At 70.2% G+C, this 19602-nt stretch carries 19 protein-coding genes and 1 pseudogene; 17 read left to right on the forward strand and 3 right to left on the reverse strand.

Annotated features, from left to right (window positions below; genetic code table 11):
* Positions 1 to 74 precede the first annotated feature (74 nt).
* From ACIQBL_RS47005 to ACIQBL_RS47035, 7 genes are all read left to right on the forward strand, one after another.
* Positions 75 to 878: a BTAD domain-containing putative transcriptional regulator gene (locus ACIQBL_RS47005; protein ID WP_401954964.1), complete on the forward strand. Its 804-nt coding sequence runs from the start codon at positions 75 to 77 to the stop codon at positions 876 to 878.
* Between the two features lie 9 nt (positions 879 to 887).
* Positions 888 to 2063, forward strand: a complete 1176-nt coding sequence (locus ACIQBL_RS47010; RefSeq protein WP_401954966.1) for a phosphotransferase family protein — start codon at positions 888 to 890, stop codon at positions 2061 to 2063.
* Positions 2050 to 2568 (forward strand): flavin reductase family protein, encoded by a 519-nt coding sequence (locus ACIQBL_RS47015; RefSeq protein ID WP_401954968.1) that lies wholly within the window; start codon positions 2050 to 2052, stop codon positions 2566 to 2568. Before ACIQBL_RS47010 ends, ACIQBL_RS47015 begins: the two co-directional genes overlap by 14 nt.
* A 21-nt stretch (positions 2569 to 2589) precedes the next feature.
* Entirely contained in the window at positions 2590 to 3654 is a 1065-nt protein-coding gene (locus ACIQBL_RS47020; RefSeq protein ID WP_401954970.1) for an LLM class flavin-dependent oxidoreductase, read from the forward strand.
* A 10-nt stretch (positions 3655 to 3664) separates the two neighbouring features.
* On the forward strand, positions 3665 to 4558 hold the full coding sequence (locus tag ACIQBL_RS47025; protein WP_401954972.1) for an amino acid ABC transporter permease: 894 nt from the start codon (positions 3665 to 3667) through the stop codon (positions 4556 to 4558).
* Complete coding sequence (locus ACIQBL_RS47030) at positions 4555 to 5304, forward strand: amino acid ABC transporter ATP-binding protein (RefSeq protein WP_401954974.1); 750 nt, start codon at positions 4555 to 4557, stop codon at positions 5302 to 5304. The genes ACIQBL_RS47025 and ACIQBL_RS47030 overlap by 4 nt, the downstream gene beginning before the upstream one ends.
* A 65-nt stretch (positions 5305 to 5369) precedes the next feature.
* A complete protein-coding gene (locus ACIQBL_RS47035) occupies positions 5370 to 6323 on the forward strand; it encodes an ABC transporter substrate-binding protein (RefSeq protein WP_401954976.1) in 954 nt (317 codons plus the stop codon).
* Between the two features lie 20 nt (positions 6324 to 6343).
* On the opposite strand, the gene ACIQBL_RS47040 is transcribed toward ACIQBL_RS47035, so the two are convergent.
* Positions 6344 to 7360: a ketoacyl-ACP synthase III family protein gene (locus ACIQBL_RS47040; RefSeq protein WP_401954978.1), complete on the reverse strand. Its 1017-nt coding sequence runs from the start codon at positions 7358 to 7360 to the stop codon at positions 6344 to 6346.
* 284 nt (positions 7361 to 7644) lie between these two features.
* On the opposite strand from ACIQBL_RS47040, the gene ACIQBL_RS47045 reads away from it, so the two are divergent.
* The 4 genes from ACIQBL_RS47045 (at position 7645) to ACIQBL_RS47060 (ending at position 11538) form a co-directional block, all read left to right on the forward strand.
* Positions 7645 to 8709 carry an acyltransferase domain-containing protein gene (locus tag ACIQBL_RS47045; protein ID WP_401954980.1) on the forward strand — a complete coding sequence of 355 codons (1065 nt, stop codon included), beginning with the start codon at positions 7645 to 7647 and terminating at the stop codon, positions 8707 to 8709.
* A gap of 8 nt (positions 8710 to 8717) precedes the next feature.
* Positions 8718 to 9986 carry a beta-ketoacyl-[acyl-carrier-protein] synthase family protein gene (locus tag ACIQBL_RS47050; protein ID WP_401954982.1) on the forward strand — a complete coding sequence of 423 codons (1269 nt, stop codon included), beginning with the start codon at positions 8718 to 8720 and terminating at the stop codon, positions 9984 to 9986.
* The gene (locus tag ACIQBL_RS47055) at positions 9983 to 11203 is read left to right on the forward strand and encodes a ketosynthase chain-length factor (protein ID WP_401954984.1); all 1221 of its coding nucleotides are present in this window, start codon (positions 9983 to 9985) and stop codon (positions 11201 to 11203) included. Before ACIQBL_RS47050 ends, ACIQBL_RS47055 begins: the two co-directional genes overlap by 4 nt.
* A gap of 65 nt (positions 11204 to 11268) precedes the next feature.
* Positions 11269 to 11538: an acyl carrier protein gene (locus tag ACIQBL_RS47060; RefSeq protein WP_401954986.1), complete on the forward strand. Its 270-nt coding sequence runs from the start codon at positions 11269 to 11271 to the stop codon at positions 11536 to 11538.
* 76 nt (positions 11539 to 11614) lie between these two features.
* On the opposite strand, the gene ACIQBL_RS47065 is transcribed toward ACIQBL_RS47060, so the two are convergent.
* Positions 11615 to 12562 carry an aromatase/cyclase gene (locus ACIQBL_RS47065; protein ID WP_401954988.1) on the reverse strand — a complete coding sequence of 316 codons (948 nt, stop codon included), beginning with the start codon at positions 12560 to 12562 and terminating at the stop codon, positions 11615 to 11617.
* Between the two features lie 292 nt (positions 12563 to 12854).
* Between ACIQBL_RS47065 and ACIQBL_RS47070 the strand changes: the two genes are divergently transcribed.
* The 6 genes from ACIQBL_RS47070 to ACIQBL_RS47095 all read left to right on the forward strand — a co-directional run bounded on the left by ACIQBL_RS47070 (position 12855) and on the right by ACIQBL_RS47095 (position 19204).
* Positions 12855 to 13220 (forward strand): transposase, encoded by a 366-nt coding sequence (locus ACIQBL_RS47070; RefSeq protein ID WP_401954990.1) that lies wholly within the window; start codon positions 12855 to 12857, stop codon positions 13218 to 13220.
* 239 nt (positions 13221 to 13459) lie between these two features.
* Positions 13460 to 13792: a hypothetical protein gene (locus tag ACIQBL_RS47075; protein ID WP_401954992.1), complete on the forward strand. Its 333-nt coding sequence runs from the start codon at positions 13460 to 13462 to the stop codon at positions 13790 to 13792.
* A gap of 13 nt (positions 13793 to 13805) precedes the next feature.
* Positions 13806 to 15344, forward strand: coding sequence for a helix-turn-helix transcriptional regulator (locus ACIQBL_RS47080; protein ID WP_401954994.1), 1539 nt, complete (start codon positions 13806 to 13808; stop codon positions 15342 to 15344).
* Between the two features lie 18 nt (positions 15345 to 15362).
* On the forward strand, positions 15363 to 15935 hold the full coding sequence (locus ACIQBL_RS47085; protein ID WP_401954996.1) for a transcriptional regulator: 573 nt from the start codon (positions 15363 to 15365) through the stop codon (positions 15933 to 15935).
* 219 nt (positions 15936 to 16154) lie between these two features.
* Entirely contained in the window at positions 16155 to 16646 is a 492-nt protein-coding gene (locus tag ACIQBL_RS47090; RefSeq protein ID WP_401954998.1) for a hypothetical protein, read from the forward strand.
* A 35-nt stretch (positions 16647 to 16681) separates the two neighbouring features.
* Positions 16682 to 19204, forward strand: coding sequence for a Helicase associated domain protein (locus ACIQBL_RS47095; RefSeq protein ID WP_401955000.1), 2523 nt, complete (start codon positions 16682 to 16684; stop codon positions 19202 to 19204).
* Positions 19205 to 19521: 317 nt separating this feature from the next.
* On the opposite strand, the pseudogene ACIQBL_RS47100 reads toward ACIQBL_RS47095, so the two are convergent.
* Positions 19522 to 19602, reverse strand: a pseudogene (locus ACIQBL_RS47100) (class I SAM-dependent methyltransferase); the annotation flags it as partial.

Consider the following 19602-nt stretch of genomic DNA (forward strand, 5'->3'; position numbering starts at 1 on the left):
ACGCCCCATTGCGCCGCCTGCCGGTGGAGGGCGGCTGGAGCAGCCGGAGAAGACCGGAAGAGAAAGGAACCACGATGGAATTCGGCGTGCTCGGGGGGCTGTCCGTCACGGACGGCGGCGGCCGCCACCTGCCGACGGCGCCCAAACAGCGCCAACTGCTCGGCCTGCTGCTGCTCCACGCCAACCAGGTCATGCCGGTCCACACCTGTGTGGCCGAGATCTGGGACGACCATCCGCCGCTCAGCGCGGCGACCACGCTCCAGACGTACGTCATGCACGTGCGTCGGCTGCTCGCCCGACTGCCGTCCGTCGCCTCACGCGCCGCCGCCCGCGACCGGCTCAGGACCGTCGGCCAGGGCTACCTGATGGTCGTGGGCCCCGGTGAACTGGACCTCCTGTGCTTCGAGGACCTCGTCGAGCGGGCGGGCCGGGTACCGGCGGGCGACGACGCGGCGGTGGCCGTACTGCTGCGCGGCGCCCTCGCGTTGTGGCACCGCCCGGTTCTCGCCGACGTACGCACGGGCCCGGTGCTCCAGTCCGCGGTCACCCACTGGGAACGACGCCGCCTCGACGTGCACGAGGCATACCTGGACGCACGGCTGCGCCTCGGGTGCCATCGGGAGGTGCTGCCCGAGCTGGCGGTCCTGACCCGCGGCCACCCCACCCACGAACCCCTGCACGCCCGCTACATGACCGCCCTCTACCAGGTCGGCCGGGCAGGCGACGCCCTCGACACCGCGACCCGGCTCACCCACCGGCTGGTCCAGGACCTGGGCGTCGCGCCCGGGCCCGCCATCCGCCGTCTGCAGTCCGTGATCCGCGACGGCGGCAGCATGCCCGTCCCCGCCCTGTCCGTCCCCGGCCACCGGCCAGCCTGAGGAGGCCCCGTGCCCGTCCCCCTCCAACGCGACCCCGACCTGACCCGAGCCGTGCTCACCCACTGGTTCGGCACCCGCTCCGCGGAGATCGACGCGGTCGAGCTCGGCCCCGTCACCGTGCCCAAGGAGGCCGGGTTCTCCGGCGAGATCCTGCTCCTCGACGCGGAGTGGACGGTGGCCGGCGTCCGCCGCAGCGAGCCCCTCGCCATCCGCGTCGCCCCGACCGGACACCGCGTCTTCCCTGAGGACTTCTGGGCCGACCAGGTACGTCTGCTGCGCGTGCTCGGCGGCACCGGCCTGCCGGTGCCGAAGGTGCTGTGGGACGAGCCGTCCGCCGAGTTCCTGGGCGCCCCGTTCCTCGTCATGGAACGCGTCGACGGACAGATCCCCGCCGATCTGCCCTCGTACCACCGCCAGGGCTGGCTCACCGGCCTGGAGCCCGCGGCACGCGCCGAGGTGTGGAACGGGGGAGTGGACGCGCTCGCCTCCGTCCACCGCCTCGACCCCGGTGCGCTGGGGCTCGACTTTCTCGACCGGCCGGAGTTCGGCCCCCCGGGGAGCGGCCGGCTGCTGAGGCACTTCACCCATCATCTCGACTTCTACGGTGCCGGCGGCAACGCCACCGCCGGGGCCGCCCTGGACTGGCTGAACGGCAACCTGCCCGACGACGCCGGACTGCCCGCGCTGCTGTGGGGAGACGCACGCATCGGCAACATCATCTACTCCGATACCCGGCCCGCGGCGCTGCTCGACTGGGAGATGGCGGCGCTCGGCCCGCCCGAGGCGGACCTCGCCTGGTACCTGCACATGGACCGCCACCTCAGCGAGGGCATCGGCGCCGCACGCCTCGCCGGACTGCCCGACCGGGCCACGACGGTGGCACGCTGGGAGCACGGCACCGGACGCCGTGCCCGCCACCTGTCTTACCACGAGGTGTTCGCCGCGTACCGGTTCTGCGTCGTCACCGCCCGCGTGGCCCGGCTCCTCGACGAGAGCGGGATCCTGCCGCCCGGTACGGACTTCCCGCTGCACCGCAACGCCACGGCGCTGCTCGCGAAGGTCCTCCGGGAGGTGTCCGGAACCTCCGTGGCGGACGAGGCCTCAAGGGAGCATGGACCAGCCCTCCAGAGTACGTGGCCAGCCTTGGCGCGGAACGGAGGAGGCACGGACCATGGCGATCGATGACGAACTCTTCCGAGCGGTGTTCAGTGCGCATCCGGCCGCGGTGTGCGTCGTCACCGCACTGGACCCGGAGGGCCGGCCGAGCGGCCTGACCACCAGCGCCGTCACCGCCCTGTCGAAAGAGCCACCCCTGCTGCTGGTCTGCCTCGGCACACAGTCACGGACCCTGCGCGCCATCCGGCACTCGGGCGGCTTCGCGGTCAACTTCCTCGCCGTGCACACCGAACAGCTCTCGGAACGCTTCGCGGGCAAGAACAGCCAGAAGTTCGAAGGGCTCGACTGGCGGCCGTCCGACCGCGCGTCGGGGGCACCCCTGCTGCCTGCGCCGCACGTCAGCGCGGTGGCCGAGTGCGCAGTCCTCCGGGAGATCCAGGCTGGCGACCACTGCGTCCTGTTCGGCCGGATCGAGGACGCGGCCGTGTCGGGCCGTGCGCCGATGCTCTACCACCACCGGGACTACGTCCATCTGTCCGCACCCGCTCTGTCCGCGCCCGCCGCGTCCGACTAGCCATCACATCGAGGGGCTCTCATGAAGTTCGGCATCAACCTCTTCCCCACCGTGGGCCCGGCGGAGAAGTCCGCGGGACAGCACTTCGAGGAGTCGCTGCGACTGGCCGAGCTCGCCGACACACTCGGCTTCCACCATGTGAAGACCGTGGAGCACTACTTCCACGAGTACGGCGGCTACAGCCCCGACCCGGTGACCTTCCTCGCCGCCGTCGCGGCCCGCACCCGCCGGGTCCGGCTGATCACCGGTGCCGTGCTGCCCGCGTTCACACACCCGCTGAAGCTCGCCGGCAAGCTCGCCATGCTCGACAACATCTCGCAGGGCCGGCTCGACGTCGGATTCGGACGGGCCTTCCTGCCCGACGAGTTCACCGCCTTCGAAGTGTCCATGGACGAGAGCCGGGCCCGCTTCGACGAGGGCGTCGAGGCATGCCGCCGGCTGTGGGCGGAGGAGGACGTCGTCTGGGAGGGCCGCTTCCACCGCTTCGGGCCGCTCACGCTGCTGCCCCGCACCTGGCAGCGCCCGCACCCGCGCATCCTCGTCGCCACGGCCAAGACCCCCTCGTCCGCCGAAGCCGCCGGCCGCGCCGGGTACGGCGTGATGCTCGTGCCGTCCATCAACCCGCGGGAGCAGGTCCAGAAGACGCTCGCCCTGTACCGCGACGCCGCCTCGGCCACCGGGTTCAAACCCACCGAGGAGGACATCCACATGAGTTACAGCTGCTACCTCGCCGAGGACGCCCAGACGGCCAGGGAGAAGGGCAAGCTCGCCTCCGACCGCGCCAACCAGGCCCTCGCCTCCGCCGTGTCCGCCTGGAAGGAGACCCGCAGCGCCGACTACCCCGGCTACGAGAAGATCGTCGAGCGGGCGGGCAAGGGCGACTTCGACCGTGCCGTCGCCGAACGCAAGGCGCTGGTCGGCACGCCCGCGGAGGTACGGGCCGCGATCGACGACATCCGCGCCTGGTTCGGCGACTTCACCATCAGCCTCCAGGTGATCTCCGGCGCCATGCCGTTCGAGGAGTCCGCCCGCACCATGCGCCTCTTCGCCGAACAGGTCCTGCCGTACTACCGGACCAACGACTGAGGGACCGCCGATGGTTTCCCTCCGCACCGATCCCGGCAAGGAACTCGCCGACGGCTCCGGGCGGGCCGAGGACGGGGCCGACGCGGCGATCGCGCGGCCCCGTCCCCGGCCGTCGCGCTGGGTGGCCGCCGCAGCCGGACTCGTCCTGCTCGCCATGGCCCTCAACGCCCTCGCCACCAATGACGCGTTCCGCTGGGACGTCGTAGCCCGGTACTTCACCGCCGACACGGTTCTCGCCGGCCTCGGCACCACCCTGTGGCTGACGGCCGTGGCCTTCACCGGCGGCTTCGTCCTCGGCACCGCGCTCGCCGTGATGCGGCTGTCGGGTAACCCGGTTCTCACGGCGCTGAGCTGGGGCTACACCTGGCTGTTCCGGTCGGTGCCGATGCTGGTCCAGCTCCTGTTCTGGTACAACATCTCGCTGCTCTACCCGAAACTGTCGCTGGGCATCCCGTTCGGGCCGGCCTTCACCGATTTCTCCACCGAGCGGATGATCAGCGGCCTGACCGCCGCCGTGATCGGCCTCGTCCTGCACGAGGCGGGCCAGCTCGCCGAGATCGTACGGGCAGGCGTCCTCTCCGTCGGCCGGGACCAGACCGAGGCTGCCGAGGCGCTGGGCCTGAGCGGCCGGCGGATCTTCCGGCGCGTCGTGCTGCCGCAGGCGATGCCCGCGATCCTGCCACCCGCGGGCAGCCAGGTCATCGCGCTGCTCAAAGGCACCTCCATCGTCAGCGTCATCGCCGTCCAGGACCTGCTGTACGCCACCCAGCTCATCTACAACCGGAACTACCTGGTCATCCCGCTGCTGCTGGTGGCCACGCTCTGGTACCTGCTGCTGACCACCCTGCTGGGCATCGCCCAGTACTTCGTCGAACGCCGCTACGCCCCGGGAGCCCGGCCATGATCGAGGCAGTCGGCGTCCGCAAGTCCTTCGGTACCCAGCTGGTGCTCGACAACGTCTCACTGACCGTTCCCACGTCCACCGTCACCTGCGTCATCGGCCCTTCGGGCTCCGGCAAGAGCACACTGCTGCGCTGTGTGAACCGGCTGGAGCGCATCGACGCGGGCCGCATCACCGTGGACGGCGAACTCGTCGGATACGAGTGGCACGGCGACCAGCTGTACGAGCGCTCGCGCCGGGCCGTGTCCCGCCAGCGGTCCCGGATCGGCATGGTCTTCCAGAACTTCCGTCTCTTCCCGCACATGACGATCCTCGACAACATCACCGAGGCGCCGCGCGCGATCCTCGGACTGAAACGGAGAGCGGCCGAGAAACGGGCCCGCGAACTGCTGGACCAGGTCGGCCTCGCCGGGAAGGAGAAGGCGAGCCCGCACCAGTTGTCCGGCGGCGAGCAGCAGCGCGCCGCCATCGCACGCGCCCTCGCCATGGAGCCCAGGGCCATGCTGTTCGACGAGCCCACCAGCGCACTCGACCCCGAACTGACCGGCGACGTCCTCCAGGTGATCCGCTCGCTGGCCGGCGGAGGCATGACGATGGTCGTCGTCACCCATGAGATGCAGTTCGCCAGAGGCATCGCCGATCAGGTCGTCTTCATGGACAACGGCGTAATCGTGGAGGCCGGCCCGCCCGAGACGGTCTTCGACGCCCCCCGGCACGACCGAACCATCCGGTTCCTGGCCCCCCATTAGGCGCCCCGCGGCACTTCCCCCACCACTGCTGACGTACCCAGCACAGCCCCCACGAGGAGAGACCGATGCCATCTGCCGCCCGCCCCGTTCTCCCCACCACCCGCCGCGCCTGCCTCGGAACGGTCCTTACGGCGGCGCTGCTACCGCTGCTGCTCACTGGCTGCGGCGCTGCCCGCGACGTCCCCGAGGATGCCAGGGCACGCCAACTCGGCAGCCAGGACGTGGTGTCGGCGGTCCATGAGGACGCCGCGCTGTCGGCGACGCTGCCCGTCGCATTCCGTAAGTCGGGTGTGCTGCGCGTCGGTTCGGCCATCGGAGTGCCGCCCATCGCCTTCAGCCCCGAGGACGGGGCACCGCCGCGTGGCGTGGACATCGACGTCGTCGACGCCGTGGCACGTGTCCTCGGGCTGAAAGTGCAACGCACGCACGTGAGCGGAGCCTCCCTGATCACCGGCCTCAACGCCGGCCGCTTCCAGGTCGGCACCGCGAATCTTGCCGTCACCGAGGAGCGCGAACAGGCCCTCGACTTCGTCCTCTACCTCACCGACGGCTCCGGCTTCGCCGTACGCGACGACAGCAAGTTGAAGCAGGTCAAGAGCCTGGACCAGTTGTGCGGGTTGAAGGTCGGCACGGGTACGGGGACGACCTTCGAGGCCGAACTGGAGTCGGCGAGCAAAGACTGCGTCGCCGACGGCGGAAAATCGATCGGGATCAGTACGTACCCTGATGCCGCCTCCCACTTCCTGGCCCTGCGCCAGGGCCGCGTCGACGTACTGATGACCTCGTCGAGCGTCCTGCGCTACGCGGCAACCCAGCAGCCGGGGCTGCGCTACCTCAACGAGATCGAACGCAAGAACGTCGGCCTCGCGGTCAAGAAAGGGTCCCCGCTGGCCGGGCCGCTGAAGAACGCGGTGGACCACCTCATCGAAGACGGGACGTACGACAGAATTCTCAAGAAGTGGAACCTGCGGGCGGCGGCGGTTCCGGCCGCCAGGATCAACCCCGGCCCCACTCCCTGAACGACTCCTCCGAACGACGGTCAGCCTTCCCACTCCAGTACCGCGCAGCTCCAGGTGAACCCGGCGCCGATCCCGAACAGCAGGCACAGTTCGCCGGGCTCGACCCGGCCGGACTCGGCCAGGAAGGCGAGTCCGGCGAACTGGTCGCCCGCGCCGAGGTGACCGACCGACCGGCCCCACGGCCAGGTGGTGCGCTCCTCGGGAATGCTCCAGCGCCGCAGGAAGGTCGAGTTCAGCCGCCCGTATCCGAAGTTCGGCAGGACGAACCACGCGATGTCGGTGAGTGTGCAGTCGGCTTCCGCGAGGGTGCGCTTCAGCGTTTCGTCCTGCCCCGCGGTGATCCGGGCCACGCTGTACGAACGCCCGGTGTCCTCGATGAACGTCCGCTGCAACAGGCCCAGATCGAGCGGCTGCCGCAGCGCGAACGGCACCCGGGAGAACAGATCCCGCCCACGGTGCATCTGCTCGAGGTCCGCGTCGGACACGGTCACCAGACTCCGCAGCCGGGCCAGCCCCGTCCGTCCCCGGGTGAGGACGAGCGCGGTTCCCGCATCGCCGTAGACGGTGCCGGGGTCGCTTCGCCAGCGCGCGAAACCGGGCTCACCGAACACGTCGCCCGTGGTCAGCAGCGCGCCCTTTCTGCCCGGCGCCCCGCTGAGATAGCCGGCCGCGAGCTCCAGCGCGGCCATGCCGCCGTTGGACAGCTGCTTGATCTCCACGGCCGGGCACCGGTTGCCGACCGCGTACCGCTGGATGTATGAAGCGGGCGCCCACAGGTCGTGCCCCTGGTACTGCACCGTGGCGTGCAGCAGCAGGTCGATGTCGGTGGCCGGCGTGCCCGTACGTTCCAGCACCTGCCGTCCCGCCGCCACGGCGAGTTCGGGTGCCGAACCGCCGGCCGACACCGCTACAGACTCGACGGCACTGCGCGCGGCGGTCCGCTCGTCGCACAGGCCCTCGCGCAGTGCCTGATCGACGGAGCAGGTGTCCTCCACGTGCAGGGCCGCTCCGGCGATGTGCAGGTCTTCGAACCTCATCTCCCGATGCCCTTTCACCGGCTGTCTCTTCGGGGAATCCCGTGCGACCGCCGACGGCCGCCGGTCCGGAGGGTGTCCGGACCGGTGGCCCTCGAAGCGACCGCGGTGTACCGGGGGCGACGGGTCGCGTGCCTCCGGCCACCACAAACACTCCGGCCCGCCGGTGGACGAGTGGTCCAGAGCCGCTGGAGCCGTCGGCGCGAACGCGCACTGTCCCCCGGGTCGAGCCATCCTCCAGCCCGCGCTCCCACCATGGGCGGGACCCGAAGGAGAGGAGACCTGCCGTGACCGCACCGCCGCCGACCGCACTGCTTTTCCCCGGCCAGGGCGCGCAGCAGCCCGGGATGGGCGTCGGCCTCTATCACGCGCATCCCGGCTTCCGGCAACGCATGGACGAGGCACTGGAGTTGTGGCGCGGACACGACTTAGACCTGCGCGCGGACTGGCTCGCCGCCCGCCCCGGCCCCGATGCCGATCGCCTGCACGTCGCACAGCCCCTGCTGTTCTCCCTGGACTGGGCGCTCGGCCGTACCGTTCTCGACGCCGGAGTGCGGCCCGCCGCACTGCTCGGCCACAGCGTCGGGGAGGTCGCCGCCGCCACGCTCGCCGGGGTGTTCGACCTCGCCGGTGCCGTCGGTGTCATGGCGGACCGGATCGCCCAGCTGGACGGTACTCCGGCGGGCGGCATGCTCGCGGTCCTGGCGAGCCCCGACGAGATGGCCCCGTACACGACGGACGAGGTCGTCGTCGGCGCCGTCAACGGGCCACGCCAAGTGCTCCTCGCCGGGCCCGAGGGGGGCCTGCTCCTGGCCGAGGAGAAACTGCGCGCCGACGGCTTCACCACCCGGCGGGCCCGCGCCCTCAACCCCTTCCACAGCCCGGTGCTCACCGAGGCGGCCCTGCGCGGCCTGCCCTACCTCGCCTCGGTACGGCCGAACCCGCCCCGCCTGCCGCTGTACTCGGCCTACACCGGCGGGCTCCTGACGCCGGAACAATCCCGCGACACCAGATTCTGGGCGCTTCAGCCCGCCTCGCCCGTCCTGTTCGGGCCGGCGCTCGACACGCTGCTCGCTGAGCGGGACGTCGTCCTCGTCGAGGCGGGCCCGGGCCAGGGGCTCACCGCGCTGGCCCGGCGCCATCCGCGGGTCACCCGGGGGGCGTCCGGGGCGCTCGCGCTGCTGCCCGCCCGTCCCGCCGACGCGGACACCGAGTACGCGGCCTTCGCGAAGGCCCTCGCGGAGCTGGTGAGCCCGCCCGCCGTGTCCGGGCCTGCTCCAGCGGGTCTCCAGACCGCCTTGCCACGGTTACGACCGGGGGCCGGAACACCGGTCCCCGCCGACAGCGAGTGAGGATGCCCATGCAACGACGCGTCGTCATAACCGGAATCGGTGCGGTGGCGCCCGGGGGAACAGGGATCAAGCAGTACTGGGATCTGCTGTCGACCGGGCGGACGGCCACCCGCACCATCTCCCTCTTCAACGCCTCGCCGTACCGCTCCCAGGTCGCCGCGGAATGCGACTTCTCACCCGCCGCGGCCGGACTGTCCCCGCAGGAGGAGCGCAGGCTCGACCGGGCGGGCCAGTTCGCGCTCGTCGCGGCCCGGGAGGCGCTGGCGGACAGCGGCTTCGACGTCACGGGACCGCGCCCCGAGCGCACCGGCGTGGCGCTCGGCTGCGCGGTAGGCTGCACCACCTCGATGGAAACGGAGTACACCGTGCTCAGCGACGGGGGCGCGCGGTGGCTCGTCGACCCCGCGTACGCCGTCCCGCGTCTCTACGACCACTTCGTGCCCAGCTCCCTCGCCGCGGAACTGGCCCGCGAGGTGGGAGCGGGGGGCCCGGTGTCGCTCGTGTCCGACGGTTGCACCTCGGGCCTGGACGCCGTCGGCCACGGCACCGACCTGATCCGCGAGGGCAGCGCCGACGTCGTCGTCGCGGGGGGCACCGACGCGCCCATCTCCCCGATCACCCTCGCCTGCTTCGACGCCATCAAGGCCACCACGCCGCGCAACGACGACCCCGAGCACGCCTCGCGCCCCTTCGACAACACCCGCAACGGCCTGGTCCTCGGCGAGGGCGCGGCGGTGCTGATCCTGGAGGAACTGGAGCACGCCGTGCGGCGCGGTGCCCGCATCTACGCCGAGGTCGCCGGGTTCGGCACCCGCAGCAACGCGTACCACATGACAGGTCTGCGTTCGGACGGCGCCGAGATGTCCGAGGCGATCCGTGTCGCCATGGCCGAGGCGCGACTCGCCCCCGAGAACGTCGACTACGTCAACGCGCACGGCTCCAGCACCAAGCAGAACGACCGCCATGAGACGGCCGCGTTCAAGACCTCGCTGGGGGAGCACGCGTACCGGGTCCCCGTCAGCTCGGTCAAGTCCATGATCGGGCACTCGCTCGGCGCGATCGGGGCGCTCGAACTCGTCGCCAGCGTCCTCGCCATGGAGAACGGCCTGATCCCGCCGACCGCCAACCTCCACGAGCCCGACCCCCTGTGCGACCTCGACTACGTGCCGGTGACCGCCCGAGAGGCGCGCGTCGACTCCGTCCTGAGCGTCGGCAGCGGCTTCGGCGGCTTCCAGAGCGCCGTCGTGCTCGCCCGCCCCGAAAGGAGCGCCGCGTGACCGCGTCCGCACCCGTCATCACCGGGCTCGGCGTCGCCGCCCCCACCGGACTCGGCACGGACGCCCACTGGTCGGCGACCGTCGAGGGCCGCAGCGGGATCGCCCCCATCACCCGCTTCGACGCCTCCGGCTACACCGCCCGCCTCGCGGGCGAGGTACCCGGCTTCGAGGCCGCCGACCACATTCCGAGCAGGCTGCTTCCCCAGACTGACCACATGACCCGGCTCGCGCTGTACGCCGCCGACGAAGCGCTCCGGGACAGCGGCCTCGACCTCGCCGGCCTGCCGCCGTACGCGGCCGGCGTCGCCTCCGCCTCCTCGATGGGCGGCTTCGAGTTCGGCCAGCGCGAACTGCAGAACCTGTGGAGCAAGGGCGGCCAGTTCGTCAGCGCCTACCAGTCCTTCGCATGGTTCTACGCCGTCAACACCGGCCAGATCTCGATCCGGCACGGGCTCAGGGGACCGAGCAGTGCGGTCGTCACCGACCAGGCCGGGGGACTGGACGCGATCGGCCACGCCCGCCGGCAGATCCGCAAGGGCACGAAGGTCATGCTCGCCGGGGGCGTCGACGGCGCGTTGTGCCCCCTCGGCCTGGCCGGGCAGCTCAGCTCCGGCCGACTCAGCACCGCCGACCGCCCGGACCGGGCCTATCTGCCCTTCGACGAGGACGCCGCCGGACACGTCCCCGGCGAGGGCGGCGCCTACCTGGTCCTGGAGGACCCCGAGGCGGCCCGGGACCGCGGCGCGCACCTCTACGGCCGACTCGCCGGGTACGCGGCCACGTTCGACCCCGCTCCGAACTCCCCGGCCGCCGACGGCCTGGAACGGGCCGCACGCGGTGCCCTCTCCGACGCCGGCCTGGCCCCCTCCGACATCGCGGTCGTCTTCGCGGACGGCGCCGCCGTGCACTCGGCGGACCGAACCGAAGCAGCCGCGGTGACCGCGATGTTCGGCCCCGGGGCAGTACCGGTGACCGTGCCCAAGACACAGACGGGACGTCTTTACGCGGGCGGCGGAGCCCTCGACCTGGTCTCGGCCCTGCTCTGCCTGCGCGACGGCCGTATCCCGCCCACGGCACACGTCACCTCCGTCGCCGCGGACTGCCCGATCGACCTGGTGACGGGCGAAGCCCGGCCGCTGTCCGGTGAAGCGGCGCTCGTCCTGGCCCGGGGCGAGGGCGGCTTCAACGCGGCCGCCGTCGTCACCACCCCGGCCTGAACGGGCACCGACCCGATCCCCCTCCCTCCCGCGACAAGCATGTGTTACGACAGGAAGGAACTGCCATGAGCACCAACGGGACCACGGCACTGAGCCTCGACGATCTGACACGCATCCTGCGCGAGTCGGCCGGTGAGGACGAAGCGGTCGATCTGAGCGGTGACATCGCCGACGTGTCGTTCACGGACCTGGGCTACGACTCGCTCGCTCTGCTGGAGGTCGCGAGCCGCATCACCCGTGAGTACCAGGTGTCCCTGCCGGACGAGGAACTGGACCGCGCCGGGACGCCACGGGCCTTCGTTGAACTGGTCAACACGGAACTTTCACAGACCTGACGCTCCTGGGCGCAGGCGGCCACGCGAGAGGGCGGGCCCGGAGAACTCCGGGCCCGCCCTCTCGCGTTCGGGGCGCTCAGCGAGCCGCGGCCCGTTCGGCGGCCTGCTTCGCCAGTGTCAAGGTGGCCGTGCTGTTCCCGCCGAGCGCGTTGCGTACGAGATCCCGAGCGCTGTCCAGCGTGGCGGCCACGCCCAGCAGGTCCCGTACCCGATCTGTACGCAGGACGACGGCGTGGTGCGAGGAAGCGCGTACTCCGTTCTCGGTCGGCTCGACGACCCAGCGGCCGGTGTGCGCGCTCATCAGCGGAGGCACCCGAGTCTGCTTGTACACGAGCCGGTTGGGTCCGAATCCGACCCGTACCGATTTAGTGGTGTGCACGGAACCGTCGGCGGAGCGGGTGTCCATCTCCACCGTCTGCAGATCGTCGTCGGGTTCGGTGAGCACGAGTCGGCTGACGTGTGGCAGCCGCTCCTCCCACAAGTCGGCCCGCCACAGGAAGTCGTACACGGCCTCGGCCGGCCCGGCGATGTCCACGTGGTCGGCGAACGACAACAGCGCCCGGGGCTCGGCGCTCAGCGATTCGGCGGCGGACTTCAGCGCGGCGAGCTCGGCCTCGCTGTTGGTGTCGACGGCGCGTTGCACCCACTCCCGTGCCGCCGGATCGTCGTCAACGACGGCGAAGTCGTGCAGCAGCATGACGCTGGAACCGCCGGGGCCCGCCTCGACGACCCACTCGCCGCCCATCGACGCCACCGGTGCCGACGACACTTCCTGGCGGAACGTCACCCGCAGTGCCGTGCGGTCTAGTTCACGTCGCGAGGTCCAGGACCGCACCTCCCCGTTCGCGAACGCCCAGATCTTCAGCCGCTCCGAACGGCTGTCCCCGCCGAGCCGCTCCACGTGCACCGTGGGAGGGAAGACGTGCGGCCAGTTCTCTGCCGTGGCGATCAGCTCGTACACGGCCTTCGGATCGGCCGCCACATCGATGGCATGACGCGTCTTGACTATGCCTGAGTCCGGCATGCTGTACCCCTCTTTCCGGTGATGTCGCCGAGAGTGTGGGGGAGACCGATCCAGCAGGAGTGGAGGGGGACTGGACACAGGCGCTCCAAAACGCTCCTGTCCTGACGTTCGCTGGGCAGGTCCCGGCGCTGACGGTACGCTGCCGACGGCGTACCCCGATCTTGCAGAAGGTGATCGTGACGGCCCTGGCCGGGAGAGTCGGGGCTCGGCTGCTGCTCCATCTGCACCAGATCCGGGGAAATCCGCGCCGACCACCCCTGCGATCCCCAAACCACGCCAGGTCAGCCGCTGGATGCTCACCCACCCCGACCACCTCGACGAGGACGACGCTCTCGGGCTGATAACCGCAGTATCCAGCTGCGAGCATCTCGAACGCCTGCACAACCACATCCGCACGTTTCGCCGCCATCATGACGCAGCGACGGGTGCCGACCTTCCGGCCTGGCTGGACACCGTGGACGCCGACGACCTCCCGGCACTGCAGACGCTCGCCACCGGCTTGCGCCGAGACCTGGACGCCGTCATCAACGGACTGACCCTGGAACACAACTCAGGTGCAGTCGAGGGCGCCGTGACACGTGTCAAGGCCCTCAAACGCCAGTGCTACGGGCGAGCGAACTTCGACCTTCTCAGACTACGAATACTGCTGACACCTTGACCACGTCACGTGATCGTCGACAGAGCCGAATTACGAGACCGTCGACAGCAGGTGCCCTCGCGGACGCCGCGCAGTACCTCACCGTGGTCCTTGGCCATGTGTCTCCCTCGGTTGCCTGGGTTTCGGCGGGCTCGTCTGTCCGCCGGGCGGGCTGGTAACTCCGTAACTTGTTGCGAAGTTACCCCGTTGCTGGTAGCTTTGCAACAAGTTACGGAGTTACCTGGCGGAGGGTGGGCGGGGTGTTGCAGATCCAGTTGGGTGCCGAGCGGCCCGCCGGCACCGGCGACGGGCTGGGGCGCGCCACGATCGGATGGCGTCCCGGAATGTCGGAAGATGAAGTCTGGCAGGCGGGGCGCGGCATCTGGAAGTTCAACGCCGACCGGGCTCTGTCCCAGGACGAGGTGCAGATCATCAATACTGACGGCACGGTGCTTGCGGTCGCGAGGATCACAGGGATCTCCAAGCACGGCGACCGCTACGCCCTCGAGGGCGACCTGCTGCTCGGCGATGCGCGTGTGGGCCGTCCCACGCCGTGCCCGCATCTGTCCCGCAACCCCGTCACCTACATCTGAAAGCGGCGCATCGATGAGCGACTTCGACGCGATCGACTCGCTGCTCGCCTCCCTCACCCCCCAGCCCGCGCTCCCCGAAGCTCAGGTGCGCCGTGACCTGCGTGAGCGGGTCGGCCTGTCGAAGGCCCAGGTGGCCCGGACTCTCGGCGTGAGCCCGTCCACGGTCACGGGGTGGGAGACGGGCCGGGACCCTTCCGGGGAGCTCAGGGCGAAGTACGCGTACCTCTTGGACGGCATGGCCGCGAAACTCGCACCCTCGACCCCGCCGCCCGCAGACGAAGCAACCGTGCCGCAGCCCGCACCGGACGAGAGCGCAACGTCCCCGGCAGCCGGCGGCGGCCTGGCCGCAGGCGACGATCTGGACGACGTCGAAGCTCTGGCCGTGCCCGAGCTGTGTGTCCTGTGCGGGCAGCCCGCCTGTCACCAGGTTGCCGGTTTCCCCCAGCACCTCGACCCTGCCCAGTGCTCAGTGACAGCCCCAGCCCCCGCCGTCCCTGCCGGGCGGCTTCAGGGCCGCACCGTGGAGACGGTGACGACCGTGCCGACAGGCCGGCGTGTGAGGGCCGCGTCCGACACCGATCCGTCGTCCGGCCCGATCGCGGGGGCTGTGGCCGAGGCGCTCGAGGAGCACGGGGGCGATGCGGAGGCGGCGACCGCAGTCCTGGTGAAGCGGGCGATCCCGGATGCGATGGCCCTGCTGGACGAGACCCGCAGGGGTGGCCGCTACGCGATCGTTGCCCACCCGTGGATCCCGGACGTCCTGCGCAAGCAGTCCGCGCGCGGTGCCGACGAGATCTGGGAGGCCCGCCCCAGGTGGACCCGCCCCGAACTGCCCGCAGGCCGGTACGAGGTGACGGCCCTGGACATCAACGGCGCCTATCTCAGCGCGCTCAAGACGCACCTGCCGCTCGGCCAGTTGGAGCACTCCACCGGCGGCGGGCATGACCGGCGCCGGGCCGGGGTCCACCTGATCACCCCGCCCGCGTGGGAGCACGGCGCATTCCTGCCTAACCCGATCGGCAACCGTGACGAGCCCGGCCCGCTCTGGGTCACCGAGCCCACCCTGCGGCTGCTGCTGCGTCTGTCAGGTCCGAAGTACGCTCTGTGTGAACCTCCCGAGATCCATGAGTCGTTCACCTCGGGGGCGACAGAGAGCCTGCTGGAGAAGTTCCGGATCACTCTCAAGGAGGCCCGGGACCGGGCTATCGCCGAGGGGGACGAGGTGATGCTGGAGTATGTGAAGGCGATGTACTCGAAGTTCGTCTCGACGATGGGGGAGTCGAACTACAACCGGGAGCTGTACCGTCCGGACTGGATGCATCTGATCCGCTCGCAGGCGTTTGCCAACCTCTGGGCCAAAGCCCTGAAGGCGCACGACGCCAACCTGGCGGTCGTGCGTGTGATGGGCACGGACGAACTCCATGTCGTCGGTGACTGGCGGCGTGTCTTCCCGGAAGGCCGCGGGGTTTCCGAAGTGAAGGTCAAGGACGTGTACACCGTCGGCACCGCATCCACCGACCCGGTCGCCGCCGGACAGACCGACGAGAACTGACAGGGCAGGGGAGTTCACGTGCCTGAGCGCACCATCGATTTCGGCAAGTACGGCGCCCAAGGCATCAAGGGCTACGAGGCCGTCGCCCGCCAGCTCGATGCCCTCGCCGACTTCGTTGCTTCTCCCGTCACCACCCGGCGCGGCCTTATGGCCCGTCTGCACTACCTCACCCGCACCCCGCACGCCCGCGCTGCCGCCCACGACGCGGGCCTGACCGTCACCGACCGTACCCTGAAGGCATGGCTGGCCGGCACCCGCAATCCCACCAGACAGAACCTCGCCCGGATCGAGGCCGCCTACCGCACGGTCCGCCGCCACAACGTCGCCCGCTATCTCCTGGCTCGCCTCAACCGCACAGGGCGCGGTACCCGCGTCGAGATCCATCCGCTCAATCAGTCCGGCGTGCGGCCTTCCCAGCAGCGGGTCGTGGAATTCCGCACCCTCAACATCCGCCGCTGGGAGGCCATCATCGGCGCCTGGTCCACCGGCGATGACCGGGCCCTGGACGACGCCTGGATCGAGCAGATCGTCGACCTCGGCTCGCAGTGGGGCCAGTACGAGTACGTCACCAACATCGGCTTCGCCGCCTGAAGCCCACGCACTGCACCACACCCGAAAACCACACCTACACGGCCGAAACTGTCTCCGGGCGCTCGGTGTGGTGGACAGACTTCCTCTACCGGTGACCATCCCCCGCCCTACTAGAAGATCTGCCGCTGGGCTGCGTGTTCGCCGTTTTGCGGCCGCCGTGCGCCCAGGGCGCGCGACGATGAACTGCGATGCCGGGAAATGAGCCTGTTGGAGGATGCCGTGGAGAAAGTCGTGATCGGCGCTGACCATGTGCACACCGCAGCCACGGTCCGCCGTCGGCAGCGCACGTTCGTGCCGCCGTCCGAGTTGCACTCGCACCTCGCGACCAAGGACGACACCGCTCTGCTGGACCAGCTGTTCTACGCGACGGTGGACGAATGCCCTGATCCCAACTGCCGCCCGCTCCTCCTCGACCGCGTCGCGGCCGATGCGACCGCCACGCGCAAGCTGGTCAACTGGGCCTGCCACATCGCCTCCGAGATCTACGGCAGGCTTCCCGCGGAGCTCGTGGACGAAGACGAGGCGGCGACAACCGTCTTCCACCCCTCACCCCTCTTCTGCCGACTCGCCGCGGAATACCACAATCCCGGGTCGGCCTTCGACGCCGTGTACGCCACGTATGAAACCGCTCAGCGCCGTCAGGTGGCAGACAATGCTGTCGCTCTGGTCGACGGATTCCAGGTGTGGTGGACCGACTTCCTCTACCAGTGACACCCGCCCGCCCCACCCCTACGAACCTTCCGCAGATGCTCCCGAGGACCCACCTGATGGCCATCGACCCCAGCTCTGTCGTCCCGGACACCTGCACGCCCAGGGCCGGCACCTTCGCGGCTGTCCGCCGTACGCTGCGCGCGGATCAGCAGGCGGCGGTGGACAGCGGGGTACGCGGTCTGAGGAAGCCCGGGAGTCGCGGGCACATGGTCTCCGCGTGCGGAACGGGCAAGACATTGATCGCGCTGCGGACGGCTGAGGCTCTCGGCATCCAGTTCCTGCTGGTGGTAGTGCCCTCCAGGGATCTGATCGCGCAGTGGGCGGCAGCGGCCCGCACAGACGGCAGGACCGAGTCGTTGATGGCGGTGTCGTCGCTCAACGCGGACAGGCATCCCGTGTTGGCCGAGGCAGGCGCGAGCAGTACGGGGTCGGGGGAGTACCTGGCGTACTGGCTGGCCCAGCGTGCCAAGAAGGACGAGCCGGCGACCGTGTTCGTGACCCTCGACTCGCTTCGGCGGATCGAGGAGATCCAGCACTCCGTTTTCCCGGCTCCGGTCTTCGATCTTGCGATCGTGGATGAGGCGCACCGCACCGCGGGCAGTTGGGACAAGGAGTGGACGGTGATCCATGACTCCTCCCGGATCCGCGCGGAGCGCCGCCTGTATCTGACCGCGACGCCGTATGAGTGGGAGGCGCCGCGCCTGGCTGAGGCCCCGGATGCCCGCCCGCGCCCGAAGCGGACCGCGTCGAGCGTACCGGCGTGGGAGTCCCCGTCCCTGATCGCCTCGATGGACGATCCGAAGGTGTTCGGTCCCCGCCTGCACACCTACACCCACGCCCAGGCGATCGAGGACGGTGTCCTGGCCGACTACCAGCTCCTCGTCCCCACCATCACCGACACCGACCTGCGCACGGTCCTGACCGACCCCGACAATACGCACACCGGTTTCGCCCCGACCGCGCGCCGGACGACCGCCCTGCACCTGGCGGTCCTCAAAGCGATGACCGAACACGATCTCAAGCATGTGATCGTCTACTTCCAGCAGGTCGCGGACGCCGCGGACTTCGCCCGCCAGTTCGGCCACACCCTGCGCACCCTCCCACCCGAGCAGCGCCCCTCCTGGGCCGGCACCCTGTCCGTCTCGTCGATCAACGGCAACCACACACCTGACCAGCGCGCGAAACTCCTCGACCAGTTCGCGAACGCCGACCGTGCTGTGATCACCAACGCCCAGGTCCTGTCCGAAGGGATCGACCTGCCGGCCGTCGACGCCATCGTCTTCGCCTCACGCACCGAGAGCGTGCGCCGGATCGTCCAGGCCCTGGGCCGCGCCCTGCGCAAACCCCCCACCGTCGACGTGAAGACCGCGAGCCTGGTCATCCCCGCCTACACCCCACCCAACGCAGACCCCACCGACCTCCTCGACACCCCCTACGAAGCCCTCTGGCTGATCACCGCAGCACTGCGCCACCACGACCAGACCATCGCCGCCCGCGCCCCACGCAAGACCACCACGCACCGCCTGGACAGTGCCACCCACCGCCTGATCACCCGCCGGTTCCGCTTCGACTTCACCCTCGACCCCCACGCGATCGCCCAAGCGATGGACCTGCTGGCCTGGCCCTCCACCGGCGCGGCGCTCTCCGCACCCCGCCGCGCTGGCCTGGCCGCCGCCACCCGTTACCACACAGAACACGGCCACCTGAAGGTTCCGGTCGACTACACCGACGCCTACGGCTACCGCCTGGGAGCCTTCATCGACGGTCAGCGCACCGCCCACCGTCGAGGCACCCTGACTGCCGACTGGATTGCTGAACTCGACGCACTCGGCATGATCTGGGACGAGCACGAAGCCGCCTTCGAGGGCAACATGACCCTCATCGAGGCATTCCACGCCGAACACGGCCACCTCGCCATCCCTGCCCAGGATCCCGGCGGCCAATTCCTCGTCGACCAACGCGGCCTCGCCCGCAAAGGCCAACTCCCAAAGCCCCGCCACACGCGTCTGACCGCCCTCGACCCCGACTGGCTCCTCCCGCACGGACCCGACTGGCACCGCAAATACCACCTCCTGGCCCGCCACCTCCAGACCGGACACGACCCCGCAACTCTGCGCCGCGACACCATGATTGACGGCGTAAAAGCCGGCACCTGGCTGCACCGCCAACTCACCACCTGGAGCACTCTCGACGACGGCCAACGCCACCTCCTGGCCCGCCTCGGCCTCACCCCCAACCACATCACCCTGACCACGACGAAGACCACCACCCCCGCCACACCCAGCACTCCCAGAACCAGGAAACGCCGCTCCTTCGAACAGACAGCCACCCTGCTGCGCGCCTTCATGGAACGGCACGGCCGTCCTCCTGGCGCCCGGGAGGAGATCGACGTTGACGGAGAGCGCGTGATGATCGGCCCCTGGCTCTGCAAGACCCGCACCGCCCAGAAGAACGGCCAACTCTCCGAGAACAGAAGCCAGTTGATCCAGAGCATCCTCCGCGAAGCCGACGTCGTTCCTCCGGAAGAGGAGCGCCCCGGATTCTCAGAGATCCCGTAACTTTTCCGCTAAGGAAGCACCCCCGGAAGTGCTACTGTAGGGGACTCCAGCAGGGGAGACACTCAGGTTCGGAGGGAGCATCCCTCGCCGCAGGCGCGACCCGCATCCGCGTGATCCCCGCAAACTCAAGCAACCCTGACGAGCCCCCATTCCTGCAGCCAGCCACAGGAGTTCGCGGAGCGAACTCCGCCGAGAGACCGCGGAGCGGGATCTCAGCCGGCCACGAAGTGGCCGGCCTACGTCACGGAGTGACGTAGTGTCAGCGATGCGGAGCATCGCGATGTATCCGTCGCGTAGCGACGGCGCGTCGTCTTCGCGTAGCGAAGCGCGCGCCGCTCGTACGGTTTCGCCGCCGCGACCCGGGCCGGTTCGATCTCGACCCCGACCACGCGCGCGTG

It is taken from the genome of Streptomyces sp. NPDC088350 (genome assembly GCF_044753545.1).
Taxonomy (GTDB): Bacteria; Actinomycetota; Actinomycetes; order Streptomycetales; family Streptomycetaceae; genus Streptomyces.

Excerpts from the sequence above, each read along its gene's own strand:
- ACIQBL_RS47065 (WP_401954988.1), bottom strand. The coding sequence starts at position 12,562 with ATGCCGGACTCAGGCATAGTCAAGACGCGTCATGCCATCGATGTGGCG.
- ACIQBL_RS47030 (WP_401954974.1), top strand. The coding sequence starts at position 4,555 with ATGATCGAGGCAGTCGGCGTCCGCAAGTCCTTCGGTACCCAGCTGGTG.
- ACIQBL_RS47050 (WP_401954982.1), top strand. The coding sequence starts at position 8,718 with ATGCAACGACGCGTCGTCATAACCGGAATCGGTGCGGTGGCGCCCGGG.
- ACIQBL_RS47060 (WP_401954986.1), top strand. The coding sequence starts at position 11,269 with ATGAGCACCAACGGGACCACGGCACTGAGCCTCGACGATCTGACACGC.
- ACIQBL_RS47025 (WP_401954972.1), top strand. The coding sequence starts at position 3,665 with ATGGTTTCCCTCCGCACCGATCCCGGCAAGGAACTCGCCGACGGCTCC.
- ACIQBL_RS47015 (WP_401954968.1), top strand. The coding sequence starts at position 2,050 with ATGGCGATCGATGACGAACTCTTCCGAGCGGTGTTCAGTGCGCATCCG.
- ACIQBL_RS47080 (WP_401954994.1), top strand. The coding sequence starts at position 13,806 with ATGAGCGACTTCGACGCGATCGACTCGCTGCTCGCCTCCCTCACCCCC.
- ACIQBL_RS47035 (WP_401954976.1), top strand. The coding sequence starts at position 5,370 with ATGCCATCTGCCGCCCGCCCCGTTCTCCCCACCACCCGCCGCGCCTGC.
- ACIQBL_RS47040 (WP_401954978.1), bottom strand. The coding sequence starts at position 7,360 with ATGAGGTTCGAAGACCTGCACATCGCCGGAGCGGCCCTGCACGTGGAG.
- ACIQBL_RS47095 (WP_401955000.1), top strand. The coding sequence starts at position 16,682 with ATGCTCCCGAGGACCCACCTGATGGCCATCGACCCCAGCTCTGTCGTC.
- ACIQBL_RS47070 (WP_401954990.1), top strand. The coding sequence starts at position 12,855 with ATGCTCACCCACCCCGACCACCTCGACGAGGACGACGCTCTCGGGCTG.
- ACIQBL_RS47020 (WP_401954970.1), top strand. The coding sequence starts at position 2,590 with ATGAAGTTCGGCATCAACCTCTTCCCCACCGTGGGCCCGGCGGAGAAG.
- ACIQBL_RS47005 (WP_401954964.1), top strand. The coding sequence starts at position 75 with ATGGAATTCGGCGTGCTCGGGGGGCTGTCCGTCACGGACGGCGGCGGC.